Annotated in this window: 21 protein-coding genes; 13 read left to right on the forward strand and 8 right to left on the reverse strand. The window is 43.3% G+C overall.

Features of this window, described 5'->3' with window-relative positions:
• The first annotated feature begins 17 nt into the window (after positions 1 to 17).
• The 3 genes from AC13FX_RS10090 (at position 18) to AC13FX_RS10100 (ending at position 4925) form a co-directional block, all read left to right on the forward strand.
• Positions 18 to 3236, forward strand: a complete 3219-nt coding sequence (locus tag AC13FX_RS10090; protein ID WP_482880435.1) for an efflux RND transporter permease subunit — start codon at positions 18 to 20, stop codon at positions 3234 to 3236.
• A 100-nt stretch (positions 3237 to 3336) separates the two neighbouring features.
• A complete protein-coding gene (locus tag AC13FX_RS10095; protein WP_482880436.1) occupies positions 3337 to 3648 on the forward strand; it encodes a hypothetical protein in 312 nt (103 codons plus the stop codon).
• 185 nt (positions 3649 to 3833) lie between these two features.
• Entirely contained in the window at positions 3834 to 4925 is a 1092-nt protein-coding gene (locus tag AC13FX_RS10100) for an NAD(P)/FAD-dependent oxidoreductase (RefSeq protein WP_482880437.1), read from the forward strand.
• A 12-nt stretch (positions 4926 to 4937) separates the two neighbouring features.
• On the opposite strand, the gene AC13FX_RS10105 is transcribed toward AC13FX_RS10100, so the two are convergent.
• Both AC13FX_RS10105 and AC13FX_RS10110 read right to left on the reverse strand, forming a co-directional pair.
• Positions 4938 to 5729, reverse strand: a complete 792-nt coding sequence (locus AC13FX_RS10105) for an ABC transporter permease (RefSeq protein WP_482880439.1) — start codon at positions 5727 to 5729, stop codon at positions 4938 to 4940.
• Positions 5730 to 5739: 10 nt separating this feature from the next.
• Complete coding sequence (locus AC13FX_RS10110) at positions 5740 to 6378, reverse strand: ABC transporter ATP-binding protein (protein WP_482880441.1); 639 nt, start codon at positions 6376 to 6378, stop codon at positions 5740 to 5742.
• Between the two features lie 149 nt (positions 6379 to 6527).
• Here AC13FX_RS10110 and AC13FX_RS10115 point away from each other — a divergent pair, with 149 nt between their 5' ends.
• From AC13FX_RS10115 to AC13FX_RS10135, 5 genes are all read left to right on the forward strand, one after another.
• Positions 6528 to 7565 (forward strand): LLM class flavin-dependent oxidoreductase, encoded by a 1038-nt coding sequence (locus tag AC13FX_RS10115; RefSeq protein WP_482880442.1) that lies wholly within the window; start codon positions 6528 to 6530, stop codon positions 7563 to 7565.
• A gap of 126 nt (positions 7566 to 7691) precedes the next feature.
• Positions 7692 to 8900 (forward strand): multicopper oxidase domain-containing protein, encoded by a 1209-nt coding sequence (locus AC13FX_RS10120; RefSeq protein ID WP_482880443.1) that lies wholly within the window; start codon positions 7692 to 7694, stop codon positions 8898 to 8900.
• Positions 8901 to 9085: 185 nt separating this feature from the next.
• Positions 9086 to 9838, forward strand: coding sequence for a formylglycine-generating enzyme family protein (locus AC13FX_RS10125; protein WP_482880444.1), 753 nt, complete (start codon positions 9086 to 9088; stop codon positions 9836 to 9838).
• On the forward strand, positions 9835 to 10467 hold the full coding sequence (locus tag AC13FX_RS10130) for an SCO family protein (RefSeq protein ID WP_482880445.1): 633 nt from the start codon (positions 9835 to 9837) through the stop codon (positions 10465 to 10467). The genes AC13FX_RS10125 and AC13FX_RS10130 overlap by 4 nt, the downstream gene beginning before the upstream one ends.
• Before the next feature lie 79 nt (positions 10468 to 10546).
• A complete protein-coding gene (locus AC13FX_RS10135; protein WP_482880446.1) occupies positions 10547 to 11011 on the forward strand; it encodes a cupredoxin domain-containing protein in 465 nt (154 codons plus the stop codon).
• Between the two features lie 37 nt (positions 11012 to 11048).
• Here the strand turns inward: AC13FX_RS10135 and AC13FX_RS10140 are convergent, their stop codons facing one another.
• The 3 genes from AC13FX_RS10140 to AC13FX_RS10150 form a co-directional block, all read right to left on the reverse strand.
• A complete protein-coding gene (locus AC13FX_RS10140) occupies positions 11049 to 11285 on the reverse strand; it encodes a DUF488 domain-containing protein (protein WP_482880447.1) in 237 nt (78 codons plus the stop codon).
• 102 nt (positions 11286 to 11387) lie between these two features.
• Positions 11388 to 14240 (reverse strand): tetratricopeptide repeat protein, encoded by a 2853-nt coding sequence (locus tag AC13FX_RS10145; RefSeq protein WP_482880449.1) that lies wholly within the window; start codon positions 14238 to 14240, stop codon positions 11388 to 11390.
• A gap of 79 nt (positions 14241 to 14319) precedes the next feature.
• A complete protein-coding gene (locus AC13FX_RS10150) occupies positions 14320 to 14898 on the reverse strand; it encodes a sigma-70 family RNA polymerase sigma factor (protein WP_482880450.1) in 579 nt (192 codons plus the stop codon).
• A 240-nt stretch (positions 14899 to 15138) separates the two neighbouring features.
• Between AC13FX_RS10150 and AC13FX_RS10155 the strand changes: the two genes are divergently transcribed.
• Genes AC13FX_RS10155 through AC13FX_RS10175 form a run of 5 tightly spaced genes read left to right on the forward strand, consistent with a single transcriptional unit; the run spans position 15139 to position 18518 of the window.
• Positions 15139 to 15648 (forward strand): hypothetical protein, encoded by a 510-nt coding sequence (locus AC13FX_RS10155; protein ID WP_482880451.1) that lies wholly within the window; start codon positions 15139 to 15141, stop codon positions 15646 to 15648.
• 59 nt (positions 15649 to 15707) lie between these two features.
• Complete coding sequence (gene mddA / locus AC13FX_RS10160; protein WP_482880452.1) at positions 15708 to 16445, forward strand: methanethiol S-methyltransferase; 738 nt, start codon at positions 15708 to 15710, stop codon at positions 16443 to 16445.
• A 19-nt stretch (positions 16446 to 16464) separates the two neighbouring features.
• On the forward strand, positions 16465 to 17121 hold the full coding sequence (locus AC13FX_RS10165; protein WP_482880454.1) for a class I SAM-dependent methyltransferase: 657 nt from the start codon (positions 16465 to 16467) through the stop codon (positions 17119 to 17121).
• 19 nt (positions 17122 to 17140) lie between these two features.
• On the forward strand, positions 17141 to 17665 hold the full coding sequence (locus AC13FX_RS10170) for an OsmC family protein (protein ID WP_482880455.1): 525 nt from the start codon (positions 17141 to 17143) through the stop codon (positions 17663 to 17665).
• 31 nt (positions 17666 to 17696) lie between these two features.
• Positions 17697 to 18518 carry a class I SAM-dependent methyltransferase gene (locus tag AC13FX_RS10175; RefSeq protein WP_482880457.1) on the forward strand — a complete coding sequence of 274 codons (822 nt, stop codon included), beginning with the start codon at positions 17697 to 17699 and terminating at the stop codon, positions 18516 to 18518.
• 22 nt (positions 18519 to 18540) lie between these two features.
• Here AC13FX_RS10175 and AC13FX_RS10180 read toward each other — a convergent pair whose 3' ends face one another.
• From AC13FX_RS10180 to AC13FX_RS10190, 3 genes are all read right to left on the reverse strand, one after another.
• On the reverse strand, positions 18541 to 19704 hold the full coding sequence (locus tag AC13FX_RS10180; RefSeq protein WP_482880458.1) for a DUF3095 family protein: 1164 nt from the start codon (positions 19702 to 19704) through the stop codon (positions 18541 to 18543).
• A gap of 148 nt (positions 19705 to 19852) precedes the next feature.
• Positions 19853 to 20674 carry a DUF4382 domain-containing protein gene (locus AC13FX_RS10185; RefSeq protein WP_482880459.1) on the reverse strand — a complete coding sequence of 274 codons (822 nt, stop codon included), beginning with the start codon at positions 20672 to 20674 and terminating at the stop codon, positions 19853 to 19855.
• Positions 20675 to 20767: 93 nt separating this feature from the next.
• Positions 20768 to 22534: a DUF2207 family protein gene (locus tag AC13FX_RS10190; RefSeq protein ID WP_482880461.1), complete on the reverse strand. Its 1767-nt coding sequence runs from the start codon at positions 22532 to 22534 to the stop codon at positions 20768 to 20770.
• Between the last annotated feature and the right edge of the window lie 27 nt (positions 22535 to 22561).

Below are 22561 nucleotides of genomic sequence, written 5' to 3' on the forward strand. Positions count from 1 at the left end.
TAAGAATATAGAATAAAATGAATACCGGATTAGCAGGTAAAATTGCACAGGGTTTTATTGATTCGAAGCTGACGCTGCTTCTGATGATCGCCTTTTTAGCAATTGGAGTATATGGAGTTTGGCTGACACCAAGCGAAGAAGAACCGCAAATTGATGTACCCATGGCCGATATCTATGTTGGTTACCCGGGGGCATCGCCGCAGGAAGTTGAAAATAAGATCGCCATTCCTTTAGAGAAGGTGTTATCCAATATTTCCGGAGTTGAATATGTGTATTCAACCTCCATGCCGGAAATGGCCATGGTATCCGCCCGGTTTTTTGTAGGGCAGGATGTGGAAGAAAGTCTGGTAAGGCTTTACAACGAGATCATGAAGTTCATGGACAAGAAACCGGAAGCAGTGACCATGCCCATGATCAAAACCAGGTCCATTAATGATGTACCGATCGTAACCCTGACACTTTGGAGCGAAACCCAGGATGACTATCAGCTTCGAAGAGTAGCTCAGGTGCTGGATAATGAGATCAAATCCATTACGGATGTTGCCGAGACCAAGATACATGGAGGCCGTTCACGAACTATTGAAGTGGTATTGGATAAAGAAAAAATGGCCGCTTTGTCTGTTGACCCTCTGAGAATTGCACAAACCGTTCAGGTGGCGAACCGGGAATTCAGATCCGGTTCCTTTACAGCGGGTGACGAAGAATTTTTGGTACAAACCGGAAGTTTCCTGGAAACCGCTGAAGATGTGGCTAATCTTGTGATCGATGTACAGGCCGGTGATCCCATTTTACTCAGGGATGTAGCCGAGGTCAAAGACGGACCGGGTGAACCCGCAAGTTATGTGTCGTACTCTCCGGGACCGGTTGCCGCTGAAGAAAAAGGAATTTCAGCCGGCGGAGCTTTTCCTGCCGTGACCATCTCTGTAGCCAAACGACAGGGAGCAGATGCCATGACCATTGCCACTGACATCGACCGCATGGTTGAGGAACTTCAGGGTACGGTGGTTACCTCTGATATTCATGTGGAGAGCACCCGTAACTACGGAAAAACAGCCACGGAGAAAGTAAACACGCTGATGATCCACTTATTGGTGGCGGTATTATCCGTTTCTTTTGTGGTTTTTCTTGCGATGGGTTGGAGAGGAGCATTGGTGGTATTTATCTCAGTACCTATCACCTTTGCCCTTACGTTATTTTTCTACTACATGTACGACTATACCCTGAATCGGATCACCTTATTTGCCTTGGTATTCGTGACGGGTATAGTGGTGGATAATTCCATTATTGTGGCCGAGAACATGCACAGGCACTTTAAGATGAGAAATCTGCCATTCAAGCAAGCAGCCATTTATGCCATCAATGAGGTGGGTAATCCAACGATATTGGCTACCTTCACTGTAATAGCGGCTGTGATCCCCATGGCTTTTGTTTCAGGATTAATGGGGCCTTACATGAGTCCGATCGCTATTGGTGCCACCGTGGCTATGATCCTGTCACTGATCATTTCATTGATAGTAACTCCATGGCTGGGTTATCGTCTATTGAAGGCATCCAGGGTGCAGGCGATCGACAGTTCTGGAAAACGCTACAAACTGGAAGATACGGTCATCTACAAAGTGTATGACAAGACCATGCGTCCACTCATGGAAAGCTCAGCCAAACGCTGGGGATTCCTGATCGGAACCACGATCGTATTGTTCGGAACATTGGTATTGTTCTACACCCGTTCGGTGGAAGTTAAGATGCTACCGTTTGATAATAAGAATGAGATACAGCTGATCATTGATATGCCGGAAGGGGCAACTCTGGAGCGAACTGAAGCTGTGGCTCAGGAAGTCGGCCTGGCGCTGCTGGATGTACCAGAGGTGTATGACTATCAAGTGTATTCAGGAACCAATGCCCCCATTAACTTTAACGGATTGGTAAGAAGTTACGACCTACGCCAAAATGCCAACGTAGCTGATATTCAGGTCAACCTGGTGGATAAGAGTCTTCGGTCAGACCAGAGCCATGATATTGCCAAAAGAATGCGCCCAATGGTGCAAAATGTTGGAAAGAAATATGGCGCCAATGTAAAGGTGGTAGAAGTTCCGCCTGGTCCTCCCGTAATGTCTACTCTGGTGGCTGAGGTGTACGGGCCGGATCTGGAAATGCAGCGTGAGATCGGAGAAGATATCAAAGCCATATTTTCTGAAACTCCCGGTATTGTGGATGCCGACTGGATGGTGGAAGCCGATCAAACCAAGTATTATTTCAATGTAGATCGTCAAAAAGCGGGCATGAGTGGCGTAATGCCAAATCAGGTTACTGAAGCTTTGGGTATGATCCTTGGTCAGCATCCGGTAAGCACCTTGTACGATGAAAATGAATCAACACCTGTGCCGATCACCCTGAAACTGGATGAAAGTGACCGGTCAGGTATTCAGAAACTCGGTGGACTGAATGTTCAGTCTCAAACCGGAGCCATGATCCCGATCACTGATCTGGTGGTGGAAGAAGAAAGAACGCTCGAAAAGAGTATTCACCGTAAGAATCAGCGCCGTGTGGTGTACGTGACGGCAGAAGTAGCCGGTGAGATCGAAAGTCCCGTTTATGCCATCCTAGATGCCGGCGATGAGATCGATGGATTGAATGTACCGGAAGGTTATACCCTTGCACAACAATTCTCAGGTCAGCCTTTTAACAGTGAGAACCTGACGGTTAAGTGGGACGGAGAATGGCAGATCACGCTTGAAGTATTCCGTGATCTGGGTATCGCCTTCGGAGTGGTGTTGCTCATTATCTATATCCTGATCGTAGGCTGGTTCCAGGATTTTGGAGTCCCGATCATTATGATGATCGCGATACCATTGTCTCTGATCGGAATACTGCTTGGCCATTGGTTCACGGGAGCCTTCTTTACGGCCACATCGATGATCGGACTGATCGCCCTCGCGGGTATCATGGTAAGGAACTCAGTACTGCTGATCGACTTTATTCAGATCAGTTTGAGACAGGGTAATAGCCTGCAGGATGCGGTTGTGGAAGCCGGTGCAGTGCGAACCATGCCTATTTTGTTAACAGCCGGAACTGTAGTGATCGGTGCGATCGTGATCTTGTTTGATCCGATCTTTCAGGGATTAGCCATTTCATTGATGGGTGGAGCCATTGCGTCTACAGCACTGACATTGGTTACCGTTCCCCTCATCTACTTTATGGTAAAAAGCAGACTGAGCCGTGAAGAGATCATCAGGTAACATCAGGGCCTGAAGTACAGGTTGTGGAATAAGGAGTCATGTGGTAATTGACTCCTTCACCCAAACCTGATCATTAAACATTACTTTAAAAAGAACTGTCATGAAATTACTAATCATACTTAGCATCGCAGAATACGCGAATGAAGTCAGAGAATTGATGGTACGCAATAACGTACCGGTTTACAGTGAAACCGAGATGTATGGCTTCAGAACGGAACGACATCAACCCGATATCAGAAGCTGGTTCTCACAGGGAGATCAGGGGATCTACTCAACTCTTTTCTTTTCCTTTCAGGATGAGAAAACCGTAAAAACCATTCTCAAGGAGGTCGAAAAATACAACAAAGATCACGATCACAATGGTGATAACCCCCTGCATGCCTATCAGGTAGCCGTAGAAGATTTCGCCTGATCGGTAAGATCTAAATACCAATCAACAATCTCCGAAGGCTAAGCCTTCCGGAGATAAGTAAAAGGAGGCTTATCCTCCGCTTGTGTGCCAATAATTAGAACACTGCATTGCCTTTAAAGTTGTGCATCGGAACTGCTATCTTTACTGTCAATTAAAACAGTCACGCCAACTACAAAGTAGCTTATATGCCCGATTTTGATGTAGCCGTTTTTGGAGCCGGAATCGCCGGAACAGCCATCGTCAATGAAATGAGGAAACGGGGTCAGTCTGTGCTCATGATCGACCCCAATGTCTCAGAAGACGCTCCCGGACCACCCGGCGCTTTGGTCAATCCGGCAACCGGAAGAAGGGCCAAACTGACCTGGCAGGCTGAAAAATGCTATGATGCCTTAAAAGAACAGATCGAGGATATTTGTGCAGTGACCGGCAGGAAAGACCTGATCGCAGAAACCGGGGTGATACGTCCGGCTATCAGTGAAAAGCTGGCCGAAAACTTCAGGGATGCTCTAACAAAATACGAATGGCCGGAAGGATGGATCGAATGGCTGGAAGAGGACATAATCCGTGAGATGAATCCGCATGTGGCTAAGAATCATGGTGGCATTCATGTGAAAAGTGGGTACACGGTTTTTGTCGATAATTATCAGAATGCCTACCGTACCTATCTCAGATTGAAAGGGGTTGAGTGCAGATATGAAGCTGCGCAATACAAACGTGATCCGGAAAAAGATCAGTTCATCTTACAATTTGAATCTGGTGAGCAGGTAACAGCCGGTAAGGTGGTCATGGCGATTGGATATAAGATCCGGGAAAATGCCGACTGGTCTTTTTTACCGCTGAATTTTGTAAAAGGACAGATCGTACATTTTGAGGCAGAAGAACCGCTGGATTGGGATCATGCGATATCGGCGAGGGGATACAGCATCCGAAGAGGGGAACGAGAGCTTACCGTCGGTTCCACCTATGAACATAATTTTGAGAACCTGGATATCAGTGATAAAAGTTATGATCAAATACTCAAAAAGCTTGATCTGATGCTACCCAAACTGACCGGTAAGGTCAGGAAGGTTGCGCAGATGGCCGGAGTTCGGGTTACCACTCAAAACCGCTTGCCTGTGATAGGGGAACATCCGGAAATAGCAAATCTGTTTGTGTACACCGGTATGAATTCTAAGGGATTCCTGTTTTCTCATTACGTGGGTGAACTGCTGGCGGATCTCATCTTGAATGGAAATGAGGTGCCTGATGAATTAAGTGTACAAAGGTTCATTGAGTAGAATCTCAGAGGTTCATTTCTTAAGAATGCTGCTATCCAATACATCACGCTCATCAAATACAAAATAGTTGCTTAAGCGGATGCCAAGATAAACGGATAGAACGGTTCCCGAGAAAATAGCTAGCATGATCATGATCTGATATTTGATGGCAATGAGGGGAGAGCTGCCACTCAGGATCTGACCGGTCATCATACCCGGAAGGGAGACTAAGCCAATGGTTGCCATAGAAGCGAGAGTAGGGTTGGCTGATTTTTTGAGGGCATCCCTGAAAAAGGGAAATACTGCTTCACTCCGTGTAGCTCCGCAGCACAGATAAAAGCGATAGCGTTCTTTATGCTCATTAAGACTGTGATAAAAAGCATTGATCCCGATCACATTACTTCTGAGACAATTTCCCAATACCATACCGGTGATCGGTATCGTGTATTGGGCAGATAAAAATGTAGGCAACTGGATCACGGCCTCCAGGAAGAACATATCGATGACAATAATGCCGAAAAAGGTTGCCAGGAAAATGGGGATCACCAATGACCGTTTACGATTCAGTTCACTTCGGTCGATGGTGGCAAAATCAGCTACCAAAACCATAACCATGATCCAGGCTGCGTTCAGCCAGGCATTATCCAGTTCGAACAAATATTCCAGGTAGTAACCAACAAACAATAATTGCAGGGTCATGCGAACCGTCGCAATGCCGAGCTTTTTGTTCAATCCCGTCTTATATCGCCAAAGGATCCACGCAGGAATGATAAGAATGAAAAAGCCAATACCAAGTTGCCACCAGCTAAGCTCTATGATATCCATGTTTCGGAAATTAAGTCAGATTTTTTAATTCGAAGACCCGTTCGCATTTATCTACCCACCAGGGATCATGTGAGGTGGATATGACCGTTCGTTCATTATTCAAAAGTAACTTAGCTACTTTCCGTTTTGATTCCAGATCAAGGGCTGAAGTCGGTTCATCCAAAAGGATCACCTTTCGGTTCAAAAGCAGGCAACAGGCCAGTCCTACCCGCTGCCGTTGACCCGTTGAGAGTTCACTGAAAATGCTGTCAAGAATGCCGGCTTCCAACCCTAGTGCTTCCAGGGTGTCTATGATCTTAGGCTTCGCTGGTTTGTTTCGACTGTTCGATTGAAATTCAAAGATGAAATCCATGAGCTCAGCGGTTTTACCCGTACCAAGATTCAGGTCCTGCGGCAACCAAACTACCTCCTTTCTCATTGAACGGACAATATCCTCAGTATACTCAGATCCTTTGTAGGAAATGCTTCCGCTGTCCGGTGTTTCAAATCCAAGGAGTAACCTGAAAAGTGTGGTTTTACCTGAACCGGATTCCCCCTTAATGACCACCTTTTCGCCCTGACCGATGAGGAGGCTAAGCCCATCAAAAAGATGTTCGGTTTCATAGCTGAAACTGATTTCTGAAAGTTTGAACAGAGTACCTGAATTCATAACTGACTGTGGTTGAGGAAAGGTAGAGTATAAGAATTTTACTGAATGATTAAAGTGATCGTCCTAATTGAACATTTCGATCGGCCCTAGCCAACAAATAATCAGAATATTGATTAGTTTAACATTAAACAAATAAAGCAAGCATCATTATGGAATTAGGTATTTACACCTTTGTCGAAAACACACCGATAGAAGGAACAGAGAAACGGATCACCCCTTCAGAACGCCTTAAAAACCTGCTTGAGGAAATTGAACTGGCGGATGAACTGGGCCTTGATGTGTATGCGATCGGGGAGCATCACAGGGAGGAGTATGTTTCTTCCTCTCCCTCTACTTTGTTGGCAGCTGCAGCAGCTCGAACCAAAAAGATCAAATTAAGCTCAGCCGTAACGGTATTGGGTTCCGAAGATCCTGTAAGAGTGTATCAACAGTTCTCGACCATCGATCAGCTATCCAGGGGGCGTGCTGAGATCATGGTTGGAAGAGGTTCATTTGTGGAATCCTTTCCACTGTTTGGTTACGACCTGAAAGATTATGAGGAACTGTTCCTGGAAAAGCTTCAATTATTAATGAAGCTGAGAGAAAACGAGGTGATCAGTTGGGAAGGTAAGCACCGTCCTTCGATCAACAAACGTGGCGTATATCCGCAGCCTTATCAGGATAAACTGCCGGTGTGGAGAGCTGTGGGAGGAACCCCAAAATCAGCCTATGAAGCCGGTGCTATGGGGATGCCAATGGCAATCGCGATCATCGGTGGGATGCCAAAACAATTCAGGCAAATGGTGGATATACATAAACAAGGGGCAGCCGATCACGATCAGCCTGAACAGCGGGTGAGTATCAACTCTCATGGTTTTATCGCAGAGACTACTCAGGAAGCTGCCGATACAGCATTCCCTGCCTTCAAGACCACTATGGATAAGATCGGAAAGGAGAGAGGCTGGCCTCCAATGTCACGCCAGCAGTTTGATGCATCGATCTCACTGGAGGGAGCCAATGTAGTTGGAAGTCCACAGGATATCATTGATAAGATCATATATCAGCATGAGATCTTTGGTCACGACCGCTTTTTACTTCAGATGAGTGTGGGAAGCGTTCCTCATGAAAAACTTCTGAAGTCCATTGAGTTATTGGCAACAAAAGTTGCACCCGTTATCAGAGAGAAACTGAAGAATTCAGGGAAATAAATTAATTCCCTGAAATTAATCTAATATTCACAATCAACGTGTATCATGCACTCAAAGATGATTTAAGCAGGCTTATTTAAGACAAAATACTCTTAAATCTTTAAAACAAACCAAAACATTGATCCTATGAAAAGCGCAATCACAAAATTCTCGATACTGACAGCACTGCTGATGTTTGGCATGACTTCTTTCTTGTCTGCACAAACAGAGGAGTACAAAATTGATGGTATGACCTTCGGAATGCCGGAAGCAAAAGTTTATACTGAAGATTATAACGGTTCACCGGTTGTAGGTGAATATATAACCCAAGCCCCAAACCTGGCCCCGCTTGATTATGAAGGCAACAAACATCACAAAGTACGATTGGATATAATCGTGCAAGAAGTGGAAGTAGCCAGTGGAGTAAGGTATCAAGCCTGGACATTCGGAGGCAGCGTTCCGGGTCCGGTTATTCACGTTCGTGAAGGAGACCGTATCACTTTTACCATGAAAAACCGATCAGACGAAATGGTGGAAATAAATGAACCCATGAGTCAGCTTAGAGTGAATGGCCAGCGTTCGATCGGGCCTTCTGATCTTTCTGCAGTTAGTAATGATGGAGACTGGACAAGTACTTCACCATTTATGAAGCAAATGAAAGAGAATAATTACCAGAAAAATAAAGCGGGTATCATGCCAATGCCTCACTCCATGGATTTTCATGCAGGTACCGTTGCTAAGGATGATAAATGGAGGTCAGTTGGACCAGGAGAAACTATTACTTTTGACTGGGTAGCAAATTACCCGGGCACATACATCTACCACTGTGGTACGCCAAGTGTACTTATGCACACTGCCATGGGGCAGCACGGTGTGGTGGTTGTATCACCTAAGGACGGATATACGGACGATTATGAAGTGGACCGAGAGTATGTGATCGTACAAAGTGAGTACTATCTGACCAAAGGAGATGGAGACCTGTATCAATTTGATTTTGATGCGGCTTACAACAATAATCCATCTCACGTTGTCTTTAATGGTCACCAAACCATTCTTCACGATCAACCACTGAAAGCCAATGCAGGTGAACGTGTTCGATTTCACGTTAGCAACAATGGACCGAGCGGAACTTCCAGCTTCCACGTGATCGGTGGTATATTTGACAGAGTATGGTTAGAGGGCCACCCCACCAATGAAATGCGCGGTATGCAAACGGTATTGCTTGGTGCCTCAGGTTCAGCCACCATGGATATGATCGTACCTGAAGAAGGAAAATATATCCTGATAGACCATGAGTTTGTGGATGCTGAAAAAGGTGCTACCGGTACCCTGAAAGCCGGTCCCCGCAAGAAGTAACGAACTGAATATGGATATCGCAGATAAGGCAGATATCCACTGATCTGAAAGTCTGAATAAAAATTAAACTTTAGGGGCGAATCGAATTCGCCCCGAAGGTTTAAATAGAAACTGAAGTAATGATGAGATCCCAAACGAACATACTGACCTTTGTCATTTTCACGATCGTTGTGATAATGCACTTTATGTCTGAGATTGCGTATTCACAAACGGCAAGAGTATTTGTTCCGGCAGGATCCTTTCATTCTGTATTACCTGAAGTGGAAGGTGAACCAATTGAAGTTGATTCCTTTTACTTGGATGAGACGGCTGTGACCAATGAGCAATATGTTGAATTTCTGAGGGCAAATCCCGAATGGAGACGATCCGAGATCCCACCAATTTTTGCTTATGACAGCTATTTGAGAAACTGGATCTCTGATCTTGATCCTGACTATGAAGTTCTTGGTGAAAATCGTCCGGTCACACGGGTTTCCTGGTATGCAGCAAATGCGTACTGCTCAGAGCAGGGGGGAAGACTTCCGATGTTGAATGAGTGGGAGTATTCAGCACAGCTTTTAGGAATTGAAAACGAAGCCGAGTTGAATCGGTTCAGCAGTAAACTGATCAGCTGGTATTCCGGTATTGATGCCAATAATCTACCGGAGGTTGGTTCCACAGGTATAGAAACTATCACAGGTGTTAAGGATCAATTTGGTCTGGTGATGGAGTGGGTGGCAGATTTTAAACCCATCATAGCAGACGAGATCTCTCTGGATTGTGGTACGGTAGGTCGAATGCAAACCCTTAATAGCATATATAGCTACGCGGCTTCTATAAGATACATCACAAGAATGAGTTTTAATCCAAAGATCACAACGGGCATGGTTGGTTTCAGATGCGCTTATGATGAACCGGACCGTTCTGAAAAAACCAAAGATGAGGTAACATCATTATGAGGGCGGTATTAATCTATCTGTTCATGTTTGCAATACTTGGAATTGTGGAAGTTAAAGCACAGGACATGAATCACCAACACGAGCATAAACAAGAAACAATAAAGGCGGGCGAGGTCCAATCCGGACATTCACTGTATCACCTGGATAATGAATTCATCACCCATAGGAATGAAAAGGTACAACTCTCTGATTTTGCGGGTGAACCTGTGATCGTGGTCATGTTCTATGGCAACTGTACCCAGGTTTGCCCGATATTGATCCAGGATAGCTGGAGGCTTTATAGTTCGCTGAGTGAGTCATCCAGAGCAACCGTAAATGTATTGGCTGTTTCATTTGATACAGAGAATGATTCTCCGGAGGTTTTAGCTGATTATGCTAAGGATGAACAGCTGGATATCTCAGGATGGCATTTTGTGACCGGCAAGGAAACGGATATCAGAATGCTGGCCATGATGTTGGGAGTGAAATATCAAAAAGACAGAAGTGGTAATTTTGCCCATTCGAACCTGATAACTGTGCTTGATGCTGAAGGAAATGTAGCAAAAAGAGTGGAAGGTTTGAACCAACCCATGGATGAAGTAGCCTTGTTGATCGAGTCTGTATCGAAGAAATCTGATGAAACTAAATAATGATCATAAATACACCGTAGGGGCAATTCATGAATTGCCCCTACGGTGAAATTCTAACTGGTCTGAAAAAGTATAGGAAATGAAATCTTGTATCATTACAGTTATTTTCATTGTATTTGGGATGCCCCTGTCATTACATGCGCTTCCATCAGATACCCTGACTGTTCGAGTATTGGGAACCGCAGAGGATGCCCGGTTTGAACCAATGGTAATTCGATCTCAACCAGGAGATGTCATAAGGTTTGAGGTAGTGGAAGGTCTACATACTGTTACGGCCTATCATCCCAAAAACCGGCGGCCACAAAGGATTCCCAAAAATGCCGAAACATTTGATTCAGGAGTGTTAACTGCAGGGGATGTTTGGTTCTTAAATCCGGAGGTTGAGGGAGTCTATGATTATTTTTGTCTTCCGCATGAACGAATGGGACACGCCGGTAGGATTATAATAGGAGATATAAATGAGATTCCAAATTATCCCGCTGGAAGAATGCCCGGATCTGTAATTAAAAAGCTGAATAGTGAAACCGAAGAGTTATTACCGTAGCATATATTTATAAATTTAGCATACGGTAAAATGTAAATCATCCCTCAAGTAAATCCTCCAAAAATTTTTTCAGTATAACTGTACTGTTATACTCTTGATCTTTGGAAGCAAAGATCATTGTAACGGTATCATGTTCTTTGATGATATCAAGCATTTCATTAACCGCTTCCGAACCAAATAATTCCCTTCGATAGCGCTCCTTGAACTCTTCCCATTTATCGGGATCATGGTCAAACCATTTACGCAAGTCATGGCTGGGAGCGATTGATTTCATCCACTGGTCTAATGCAGCCTGTTCTTTGGAAACACCGCGTGGCCAGAGCTTTCGGTGAGAATTCGGTAGCCATCATTTTCAGATGGGTCATTGTAAACACGTTTAGTCTTGAGCATCTGTTTCAGCAAGCAACTGTTGGTATTCGGAGGTTTTGTCCGGATTATCCCAATTTTCATATAATGTGATGAGATTTTTAGTGGCAAGTTTTGTTCTTTCATGGGATTCGCCAAGATTCTCAACTAGAATTTTATGTCCTTCAATTAACCAAGGTTCAGCTTTTTTAAATACTTTCATGTCTGTTAGGCATCGGCCAAGCCTGCTTTTTATTAAACCAACCATCCAGTGATCTTCCCCAACAGCGGATTTTTGAATCTCTAAAGATTTACGAAGTAACGGTTCGGCTTTTTCAGGTTTGCTTGTATTGAGGTAAACATGAGCAATACCCAAAAGCGGATAGGTGAGCAGGGGATGGTTATCGTCAAAGTTATGCAGCATGATATCCCTTGATTTTTCGAGATGCTCCATGGCTTCTTCAAACCTTTTCTGCCTTATATATACGAGGCCTAAATTGTTCAATTGAATTCCAACCTCTGAGTGATTTTCTCCAAGTCTTGCTTTTTGTATTGTCAGTGCTTCCTGGTAGAATTGTTCAGATGCCTCAAAATTTCCTTTACGCTGCATTAGAATACCCAGTGTGTTCAAAGTTTTGGAGACATTGGGATGAAATGAATCTAGAGAATTCCGTTGTATTGCTAAAGCCTCTTCTAACTGTTGTTCTGCTACACTATAATCTTCCCGATCCAAATTTATATTTCCCATATTGTACAAACTTTTAGCAATGTCAGGATGATCGTTATCATATAAAGACCGCTTTATATTAAGCGCTTTTTGATGATGGAATAATGAAATCTCGAGTTTACCTAAGAGCCCTGAAATTCTACCAAGGTTCGTTAAACTTCCCGCTACTTTAGGATGATTATTCCCGAATACATCCATATACATTTCCAGAGATTCCCGGTAGTAATTTTCAGCTTCTCTATACTCACCCTGACTTTCCAGAAAGTTGCCTAGATTATTTAAACTTTGAGCAACAGCTTCATGTGTATCCCCAAAAATATTTCGGTTCATTTCAAGTGCATCCAGGTATAAAAGTTCTGCTTCCTCGAATTTTCGCAATTCTTTTAAAACAATAGCCAGTGAAACCATGGTATTGGCTACTGATTCATGCTCCTGTTGCTGTTCATGAATTACTTGCAGCATCTCCAGCGCATCCCGCAGGTATTTTTCCGCTTCATTATAACGGCCTTTTTCCCATAACAGGACTCCTATATTGTGAAGACTTTCACTTATTTCAGGGTGTGGTGGCTCGAATTGCACGCGGCGAATTTCATATGCTTGTTTAAGTAATGATTGCGCTTGCTCATATTGCCCAAGATTCATATAAACCAAGCCGGAAACATCAAGCATTTGGGCTTGTAACTCAGGTTGGTTTTTAAGCTCATTAGCTTGTTTAATCCCTCGCTCTAAAAGTAAACGAGCAGTTACGGTATCACCAAGTGATTCTGCCGGATTACTAGCTTCAAACAAACTCAACAAGAAATCGGTAACCTGTTTTGCTTTTTTAGTTTCCTGCTCAGCTGTTATCAAGGCTGCCTGTGTACGCTGTGAGTGCCATGTAATAGTTGTTGTATAACCTATGAGCAACAGTATAATAATGGATGATGCAGCTACTCCTATACTGTGGCGACGAACAAATTTACCTGTCCGGTACCAAATAGAGTCTGGATGGGAATTGACTGGTTGTCCCTTTAGATAATTTCTAATATCAATTGCCAATTGTTCAGCCGACTCGTATCGACGTTCCGGTTCTTTGCGGAGAGCTTTTAAAACAATGGTATCGAGGTCGCCTTTTAAGGTTTTATGAAGGTTATCAGCTTTTGTATTTCTGGCCTGACTTACCTTTTTAAGAATGCCAGCGGTCTGCTTTGGTGAAGTCAGGATTTTGGTAATAGCAGTACTGGGACGGGTTGGTTTTTGTTCACAAATGATCTGTTCAATCTCACTGGGGGACTTGCCAGAGACTGTATATGGCCGGCAACCTGACAAAAGTTCAAACAAAACCATACCTAACTGGTAAATATCAGATGCAGTTGTAATTGGGTTATTGAGAATTTGTTCAGGGCTCGCATAAGCCGGTGTTAGTGGAAGTAAACCTGTTCGAGTATGAGGTGGACTTGTGGTCAGTATGTCGTCCTGATTAAGTGCTTTTGCAATTCCAAAATCAAGCAGTTTTACGGTTCCGCTTTCGGTTACTAAGATATTGGAAGGCTTGAGATCTCGGTGTACTATCAATTTTTGGTGAGCCGATTGTACCGCGTCACATACATCGAGAAATAGTTTCAAACGCTGATCAATCGTAAGTTTTTGGGTATCGCAGTATCTGTCAATGGGCTGTCCTTCAATATATTCCATAGCAAACCATGGCTGACCGTCTTCCATCACACCACCGTCCAGCAGCTTTGCAATGTTTTTATGATTCAGAGTCGCCAAAATTTGCCTTTCTGCCAAGAAGCGATGTTTTTGGTTTCCTGTGGTAAAACCGGTTCGTAGTAATTTCAGTGCTACTATTTGTTCAAACTGACCGTCTGTTCGTTTCGCAAGATATACATTGCCCATTCCACCATAACCAATGGATTCGATAACTTGAAACGGGCCGATTTGCTCTCTGCTTTTATCAAAGATGAATTGTTCAAAAAATACTTCATTCAGCAATTTTCCCGGTGGTTGGTCAAGTTTCCCAGCTGCTTTATGTTCATTAAGCAAGGATAAGACTTCCTGTCTTAATTGTTGGTCATCCCCGCAAGCTTCTTGTAAGTATTTTTGGCGTTTAGCACCTTCAAGTTTAAGTGCTTCATTAAAAATACTTTTTAGATCTTGCCAGCGGTTGGTGTCCATAAGTAGTATTTCTTATTAATTATTCAATAAATGTCGGAAAATGAAAGGTTGGAAGAAGGATTTACGTCACCCGTATTATTCAAAGTTTATATTTTCCTTTCCTTAAGGTTAACTCCCGGGTTAACCAGGCTTTTGCCATGTTCCAATCGCGGCTTACAGTAGCTGTGGAGATATTGAGGGCTTTTGCAGTTTCATCAAGTGTCAAACCGCCGAAAAATCTGCATTCCACCACTTGAACCTGCCTTTCATCTATTTTAGCGAGTTGTTCCAATGCTTGATGAATGGAAAGTACATCCTCAAGATTTACTTCCTTAGCGAGCTCTTTAGTACCAAGCGTAACACGGTGCCAGTCACCACCACGTTTGTCAGCTTTCTTTTTGACCGCATAATCAACCAGAATATTTCTCATAACTTTTGAAGCCATTCCATAAAAATGCCCTTTGTTTTTCCACTCAACACGATTGAAATTAACAAGCTTTAAATAGGCTTCGTGTACCAGATCTGTGGTGTTTAGGGTATGCCCTGCTTGTTCTCCAAGCAGACGGTTGTGGGCCATTTCACGCATTTTATCATACACAAATGGCATTAGTTCATCTAGGACATTCCCATCCCCGCATGAATGAGCTTTTAGTAAATCGGTAATTTTAACATTATCCATATTCCGACCTCTCTATAGACCCAGTATTTATAGATATAAATCAGTCTACCTAATATTAAACCAGTGACTTAGAAAAAATTTTTAATTTTTTGATAGAGTCGACCGCTTTTTTCGGCTTTATAGAATGAGTAGGTACCTCATTTGTGCTAATACGTATATAAAAAAATAAAAGTAATGCACATATGCCACTGAATGTGCTGAGTGGCTTTCTAAATAATTAACGTGAAATGGAGAATAAGTATGAATTCAAAGATCATTCTCGCATGTATACTTTTGACTATAACAGGGTTAATAGTGACAGGAAGTGTTATGGATTCCGTAGTGAATCCCACCCCCACTTTTGCTGTTGATAATAGCAAAGAAGTATCGGCTGGGGTTGATATATCGGATAGGTTAGTAGAAGGACAGTTATCTGGGTTTGACTGTGCCGTGGTAGGTGAATACTGCCCAACAACACATCGGGGAGCCGATTATACTGTTGGAGTTTTTAATAAAGAAGAGGGGGGCTTCTACTTTATTGTCAATATCCCTCAAAATTTTTTACAGCAATATTTTCGCAATACAGTTGAAGTGAATGGCAATTCTTACAACCCATATGATCACGCTGTAGAACCCGAGACAATTCAAGTGATTGAAAGTGGTGAGCGAAGGTTAGTCTATGAATCAGGATATTTCATTGATGAAAATGGTAACAGGGCTACCTTTCAGGATGGGGTTTTTAAAAATGGAAAGTGGATAGTGACCGAATAAATTGGGTGAGGGTGTTTTAAACAAACAACAATTCAAGATAAATTTAAGAGGTACAAATCATGCTAGGACGTATTGTCTCATTCATTTACGGAATTATAGCCTATATCATATTTCTTGGGTCATTTCTGTATGCAATTGGATTTATTGGTGAAATAATGGTTCCAAAAGGAATAAACTCGGGTTCTCAGTCCCAAAACCTCATCAGTGCACTTTTGATAAATTTGGGTTTACTTTCTCTGTTTGCGATTCAGCATTCAGTAATGGCGCGGAAGGGATTCAAAAAATGGTGGACAAAAATTATCCCCGTTCAAGTTGAACGGAGCACCTATGTGTTAATAAGCAGCCTGATACTGATCTTACTGTTCTGGCAATGGCGTCCTATGCCGGAGGTTATTTGGAATGTGGAGGATGGCATCTGGAAAATGTTCATAATGGGACTATTCTGGGTGGGGTGGGGAATTGTATTGCTTTCTACTTTCCTGATTAACCATTTCAATCTTTTCGGATTGAGACAAGTATATCTGTACCTGAAAGATGAGGAAATTACGCCGGTCAAGTTTCAGGAGCCCTGGCTTTATAAATATCTGCGCCATCCGCTTATGCTTGGATTCATCATAGCTTTTTGGGCGACTCCTTATATGACCCTTGGCCATCTTGTATTTGCAATTGCTACAACGGGTTATATTTTTATAGGCATATGGTTTGAGGAGCGGGACTTGATTCGAAGTCACGGGGAGAAGTATAAAGCCTACCGCGAGCGGGTCAGGATGCTCTTGCCATTTCCCAGGAAGAGTTAGACTATAAAAAGAGATTACCATGGAAGACCTTAAGCTGATTGCAAAACAACTCCGTAAACCGGATGGAGAACTTGCCGGTCAAGTTGCTGATATGATGAGTTTGGGGAATCGCCCGCTGTACGATCTCGCCCTCCAAGCTATGGAGATCGAAGAGAATGATGTGATTCTCGAAATTGGTTTCGGAGGCGGTGAGCATTTTAAAGATTTTCTTAACAGAGTTGAAAATGTTCAAATTCGCGGTATCGATTATTCAGAGGATATGGTTAAAAGAGCGAGTACTAATAATGGCAATTTTATTGAATCCGGTCAGCTTAAATTATTCCTGGGAAATAGCAATAACCTTCCTTTCAAGGATGAAGTATTTGATAAGGTTTTTTGCAACATGGTGGTCTATTTTTGGGAAGATCCAGCAGACCACCTGAAAGAGATCAGTCGAGTACTGAAATCGGGAGGTAAATTCTATACAGGAATGAGATCCAGGGATAGTATGCTTAAGCTTCCTTTTACGAAATATGGATTTAATCTTTATACGGAGACTGCATGGAGATCGATACTGGAAGAAAATGGACTTTCAGTACAGGACTCAACGCATAAAACCGACCCTGCTCTTGAAGAAAAAGATGCAGTAATACAATTGGAATCGATATTCATTAAATCAGAGAAATCAAGCGAATAAAATAGGTCAGAGTATTAAAATGTCAGATCCAAAGACCATCAAAAAAGCATTTGAGAGGAACCGGAAAGCAGTAGAGTTAAGACCGGAATTAGGACGGAAAACTGTAACTACCAAGGTTCGACTGGTGGAAGGAACTACTTGTGAAGTGGTGCATCCGGAATGGACTTTTAAAGCAGATATTGGAAAAACAGAGGGTGGAAATGATAAAGGGCCCGGTCCGGGAATTCTTCAGCGTGGAGCTTTGGGAGCCTGTCTTGCCATTGGCTATGTACAGCAAGCAGCGGTTATGGAGATTCCGATTGAGCATATTGAGGTGACGGTGGAGGCGGATAATGATTACAGCGGAAGATTTGGAATTGAAGACCGGCCACCGGGAAGCCAGCAATTAAAATACAACGTCTTTATTGAAAGTCCGGCCGGGGAAGATGAGATCAAAAAAGTAATTGAAGAGGCTAACCGGCTCAGTCCGGTATTGGACGATTTCAAAAGGGCAATTCCTGTTACGAAAGAGATAACTATTGTGACTGACAAAACCGCAGACTGAATTTGAATACAAAACAAATAGCCAAAGTAATATGGAACCGAGATTACAGCGACGTGTGCAACGTTACGGATGGGATAAAGCTGCAGAATTTTATGAAGACTCCTGGAAGGATCAATTAAAACCGGCGCAAGACAAGCTTATGGAAATGGCTAATTTACAGCCGGGTGAGAGGGTACTAGAAACGGCCTGCGGCACCGGACTGGTGTCGTTCCGTATTGGGGAAGTTGTGAAACCGGATGGAGAGTTGATAGCTACTGATATTTCCGAGGGAATGATAGAGATAGCAGAATCCGAAGCAGATAAAAAAGACATCCGGAATATAAATTTTCGCAGAATGGATGCCGAAGAACTTGAACTGGAAGATGATTCTTATGACGCAGCGATTTGTTCTTTGGGATTGATGTATGTACCTGATCCTGTGAAGTCACTGAAGGAAATGAATAGAGTTCTTAAACCCAGGGAAAGAGCAGTGGTTGCTATTTGGGGAGAACGTAAAAAATGCGGATGGGCGGATATTTTTCCGATCATAGATAAAAGGGTGGCTTCTGATGTTTGTCCTTTGTTTTTTCAGCAGGGAACAGGTAATATATTGGAGCATTCTTTTAATAAAGCCGGTTTTGAGGATATACGGACAGTACGTTTTTCCGCTACCCTTCATTTTCCTGATCCCGAGGTAGCTATTATGGCTGCTTTTGCCGGCGGACCTGTTGCACTGGCTTACAAAAAGTTTGATGAACAAACCCGGGAAGAAGCGCATCAGGAATATCTTGATTCAATTGCTGCTTACCGTAATGGAATGGGATATCAAATTCCCGGAGAGTTTGTGGTAGCTAAAGGAATTAAGCCTAATTAGTTTACAAACGGGGTTCGACTTTTTAAACCTCAAGTTTTTTTCTTCTCAGCTTAAGATCCTGAGAAGCCTTGGCATACCCACCATTAGAACCGTCCACAAAGTGAATGTGATTACTCTGATAATTCCTCACGTAACAGGTCACCATAGCTGCAAATGAAGGATGCACACCATAGGCCAATTGTCCTTTTTGAAACATATCTTCCAGGAATTCGGTCATTTGCATTCGCTGGGCCACAGTGCCGGAAGCCACAAAACGGAGTCCGTCTCCAAATTTCTTATAATCTGCCTGCCGAACGAGATCGGGTTTGTAATCTCCCCAATTGGTTTGGGAGGTCTTTTTTTTGAACCGCATCAAGTAAACCCCGGTAATGAGTTCGAATACCATTTTTAGGAAGTAAAGGGTTTTTCTGAGAAGAGTGGGGGGCTGGGTCCGGAGTTTCCACTCCACACCAAGCAAAGTAGGATTTGTGGTCATGGTCAATGCTTCTTCTCGAACAGGGTGATATTCCTCTTCCATTCCATAGATCTCTTCTATCTTGCCAAAACAGGCTTCATAGATCCTGACCTGTTCATTATCTGTCCCAATAGCCTGTATCAGATATGCGGCCACTTCATCCTTATCACTGGCAACTTGATTCCATCGACATTCCAGTCCCGACAGATCAGCTTCAACAGGTCTAACCCCCTCAAGCCGATCCATTTCTTTGACGAGATCCTCAGCATAGGTAACTCCACTGCCCCAGAATATGGTTTGATCTATGAATTCGGATAATTTGAGTCGTGCCAAACCGACATCGTGTCCGTGATCCCTGAGCTCTTTCATGGATACAATACCAACTGACATCTCGAGATCATAAGCAGTTCTAACGGCTTCTTTACAGAATGCCAGTATGCCTTTTACTTCTTCAATTCTATGATCTGGCAAAACCAGCATAGAACCGTCTCCACCAAAAAGATAGGGTAAGAGGTCATTATCGGAATAGAAGTTATTCAGAGCCGCAATGATGGATGCTCCGGCCATGTTGACTTCCTTATACTTTCCCAGTCGTATGGCATCAGTTGACCCCCGAACATCAGCAATTGCAAGGTACCATTCATCTGGCAGCGGGGTATATAACTCCGGTCTGGCCACATCTTTGAAGGAAGTGACCACATTTAGTGAGTCATAAAACTCTCGGCTTTGCATACTTTCAACATTTGGTCTTTTTACCGGTGGTGCCGAAAATAGATAATTTTATCAAACCTATGGTGAATATTGGAAAGGAATAATGAACAAATAAAAAAGCCCGTCAGGGTAACTGACGGGCTTAAGTAAGTATTATCTGTTGGGAAACTTAGTTGCCGGTAGCATTTAATTGAATGGCTTCTTCGAAGGTGAATTGTTCACCATCTTCTAATTCTATGCCTTCAACAAGCGAATCTGCATAAGCTTCTGAAGTTGGTTCAAACAATACATTATACATTCCTTCGCTCAGACCTACTAAACGGAAAGATCCTTCATCATCAGGTTGTGTGCCAACAGTGTCCTCACCCATGATTGCGTATACAAAAGGTTCAGCTTCAAGGGGAAGAACGGTTCCTGAGATACTTGCTTGTTCCTGCAGGTTAACGGTTCTGAGAACAGGTTTTAAAATGTAGCCGCCGTTTCCGGTTTTCACAATAGATTGTGAGGCATCGAAATCGATAACGAGATCATAAACCTGACCCGCTTCAACATCTGCCTGAACGTTTAATTTATATCCTGATTGCTGAGCACTGGGCGTTTTCAGAGGAATAGTTTCCCCATCTACTACCACATTGTTATCATCACCAAGCAGCAGACGGACCTGATTGTATCTTCCGGTCTCAAGTTCAGCCTCTCCAAGTTCAAGAACGGCACCATTTTGATAATCTAACAGATTGACAACCATCGAATCACTCATAATGGCTTCCCAACCAGAATCTGTGGAATCGTCGGCATTTCCGTCTTTGTTGACCAGAACTTGAAGAACTTCTATGTTGACCTGCTCGTAATTCGCAGGGGCGTCAGTCAACGATACCTTTAATGTACCTGTACCGTCATCTTGTTGATTTGTACTGCAGGCAGCAAATACAAATACAGACAACAGAAGTGTAAGTGCTGGTAAAATTTTTGATCTCTTGAATAAACTACTCATTTCTATATCATTTGTTTGCGGTTCATCTACTTAAACAAAGGAATGAACCGGATGTTCCAATCAAAGTTGAATTATAATTTGATGGTTAAAGGATCATCCTGCACCACCTGAGGCCCCTCCACCGGCTGAGCCTGCTGTAGCCCCTCCACTAAAACTACCTCCTGTAGCTGAGGCTGATGCCGTTGCTGCAAGATTTGAAAATGAGCCGGCTATTTCAGCAGGCGATGATGTGGTGCCGGGCAGGATCACGATCCAATACAACGAGGTTGCCGCACCCGGATGTTGCTCAAATATCGGTTCGATCTGTTGCTTGCCCAAACCTAAAGCGATGGAAAAAATGAAATGCCGGCCCAGGTGTTCTTCACTGATCGTATGTTCTTTAGCATTTTTCAGAGCATTTTGATAGGCTTTCCAACGTTTATAAGTCTCTTCTCCCTTAGGGGTTCTTCGTATGATAACCAGCGAAAGGACCATCATGATAAAGGTGCCGGCAAGAGCAATCGCCATCAGGGGATGAATGAAGAAGATCCCGGCCATTGCAACCCCTTCGATCACAAATTGAACGCCCAGATTCCAGTACATGCCCTTGTAACTTTCCTTATCGATCCACTCTTTGGATTCACAATATTCCTTTAATTTTTTCTTCCAGGCATAGAACCATTTAGAAGCTTCAGATTTCTGAAAATTAAAGATCTCATCAAATTTATTTCCCTCTGAGGAGATCCTTGTATTCACAAAATTCAGCAGACTTAACTCAAATTCTGAGAGTTCATTTTCTCTCGGTTTTGAATCTTTGGTGTGAACCGTATAGTAGTTCTCTTTTGATGAAAAGAACCCTTCTTCTTCCGGTTCATTTTCCTTGAGTTCAAAATAGCCCATTCTTGCAAGGTCGAGCAGGGTTGTGATCACATGTCCGGTGGTCACGGTTCGATTCATCAGTAACCAACCAATGGCGGCCGGTTTTTCACGTCCGGGAAGCATGATACTCTCCGAAACGGAAATGTGCATTTTATGGCGCAACCCATATTTACGGTAGATGAGAATAAAGGCGATCAAACTGAGACCCGCCAGAATAATGGAGTATTCAATTGCAGCATTTTTCCGGCGCTGTTCATCTTCAGCTGCGAGACGTAATTCCTCACGATAGGCTGTTTCTTCGTTTTCTGCCTGTTCAAGGGTGAATGTGGGATCTGAGATCTGGATCAGATTTTCATCAAATACTGAAGTGGGAAATATAGTGCGAACGACCACAGCCTGATCCCGACCTATGTTTTGTCCCGAAAATTGAAATCCGTTATCAAACGGGGTGCCATCCATACTCCATGCCGGTTCACGCACCCAATAGTGCAGATCAGAAAGAGAGACCAATTCGGGTAACTGAACCAAAATTTCCATTTGGTCTGTGGATTTCTCCCGTCCGGCAGCAGCATAGGTCCAATAGAATTCACTCCAATCGGGGCCTATTATCACGGCATCTACAAGGGTGTAGGTAATGCTGTAGGTGCGGGTTACATCATCTGCACGATAATGCCATACGATATTGTATGCCTCGTCCGATTCTTCCACCAAAAAGGTTCCGGGTTCCTCGGTATTCAGATTAATATATGGCTCCCCTTTTTCCGACACGGAAATATCACGAATAGCGGAGTATCCTGATTTTGGCAGTCGATAATTTGCCCAGGTATAGCTGCCATCATAAACATAGGTTCGATGTTCAGTGATGGTTATGGTACCATCCGCATTGACCTGAACATCTACGTGAATTTCAGGGATGGAATATTCTTTTGCTGAAATATCAGATAGAGGAAGAAAAACGCCCATCAGTAAAAACAGACAGGCGTAGTGGCTGAATGATCTCATAGTTATTTCTGAATTAATTTTATGCCC

Source organism: Gracilimonas sp. B-17, assembly GCF_056857935.1.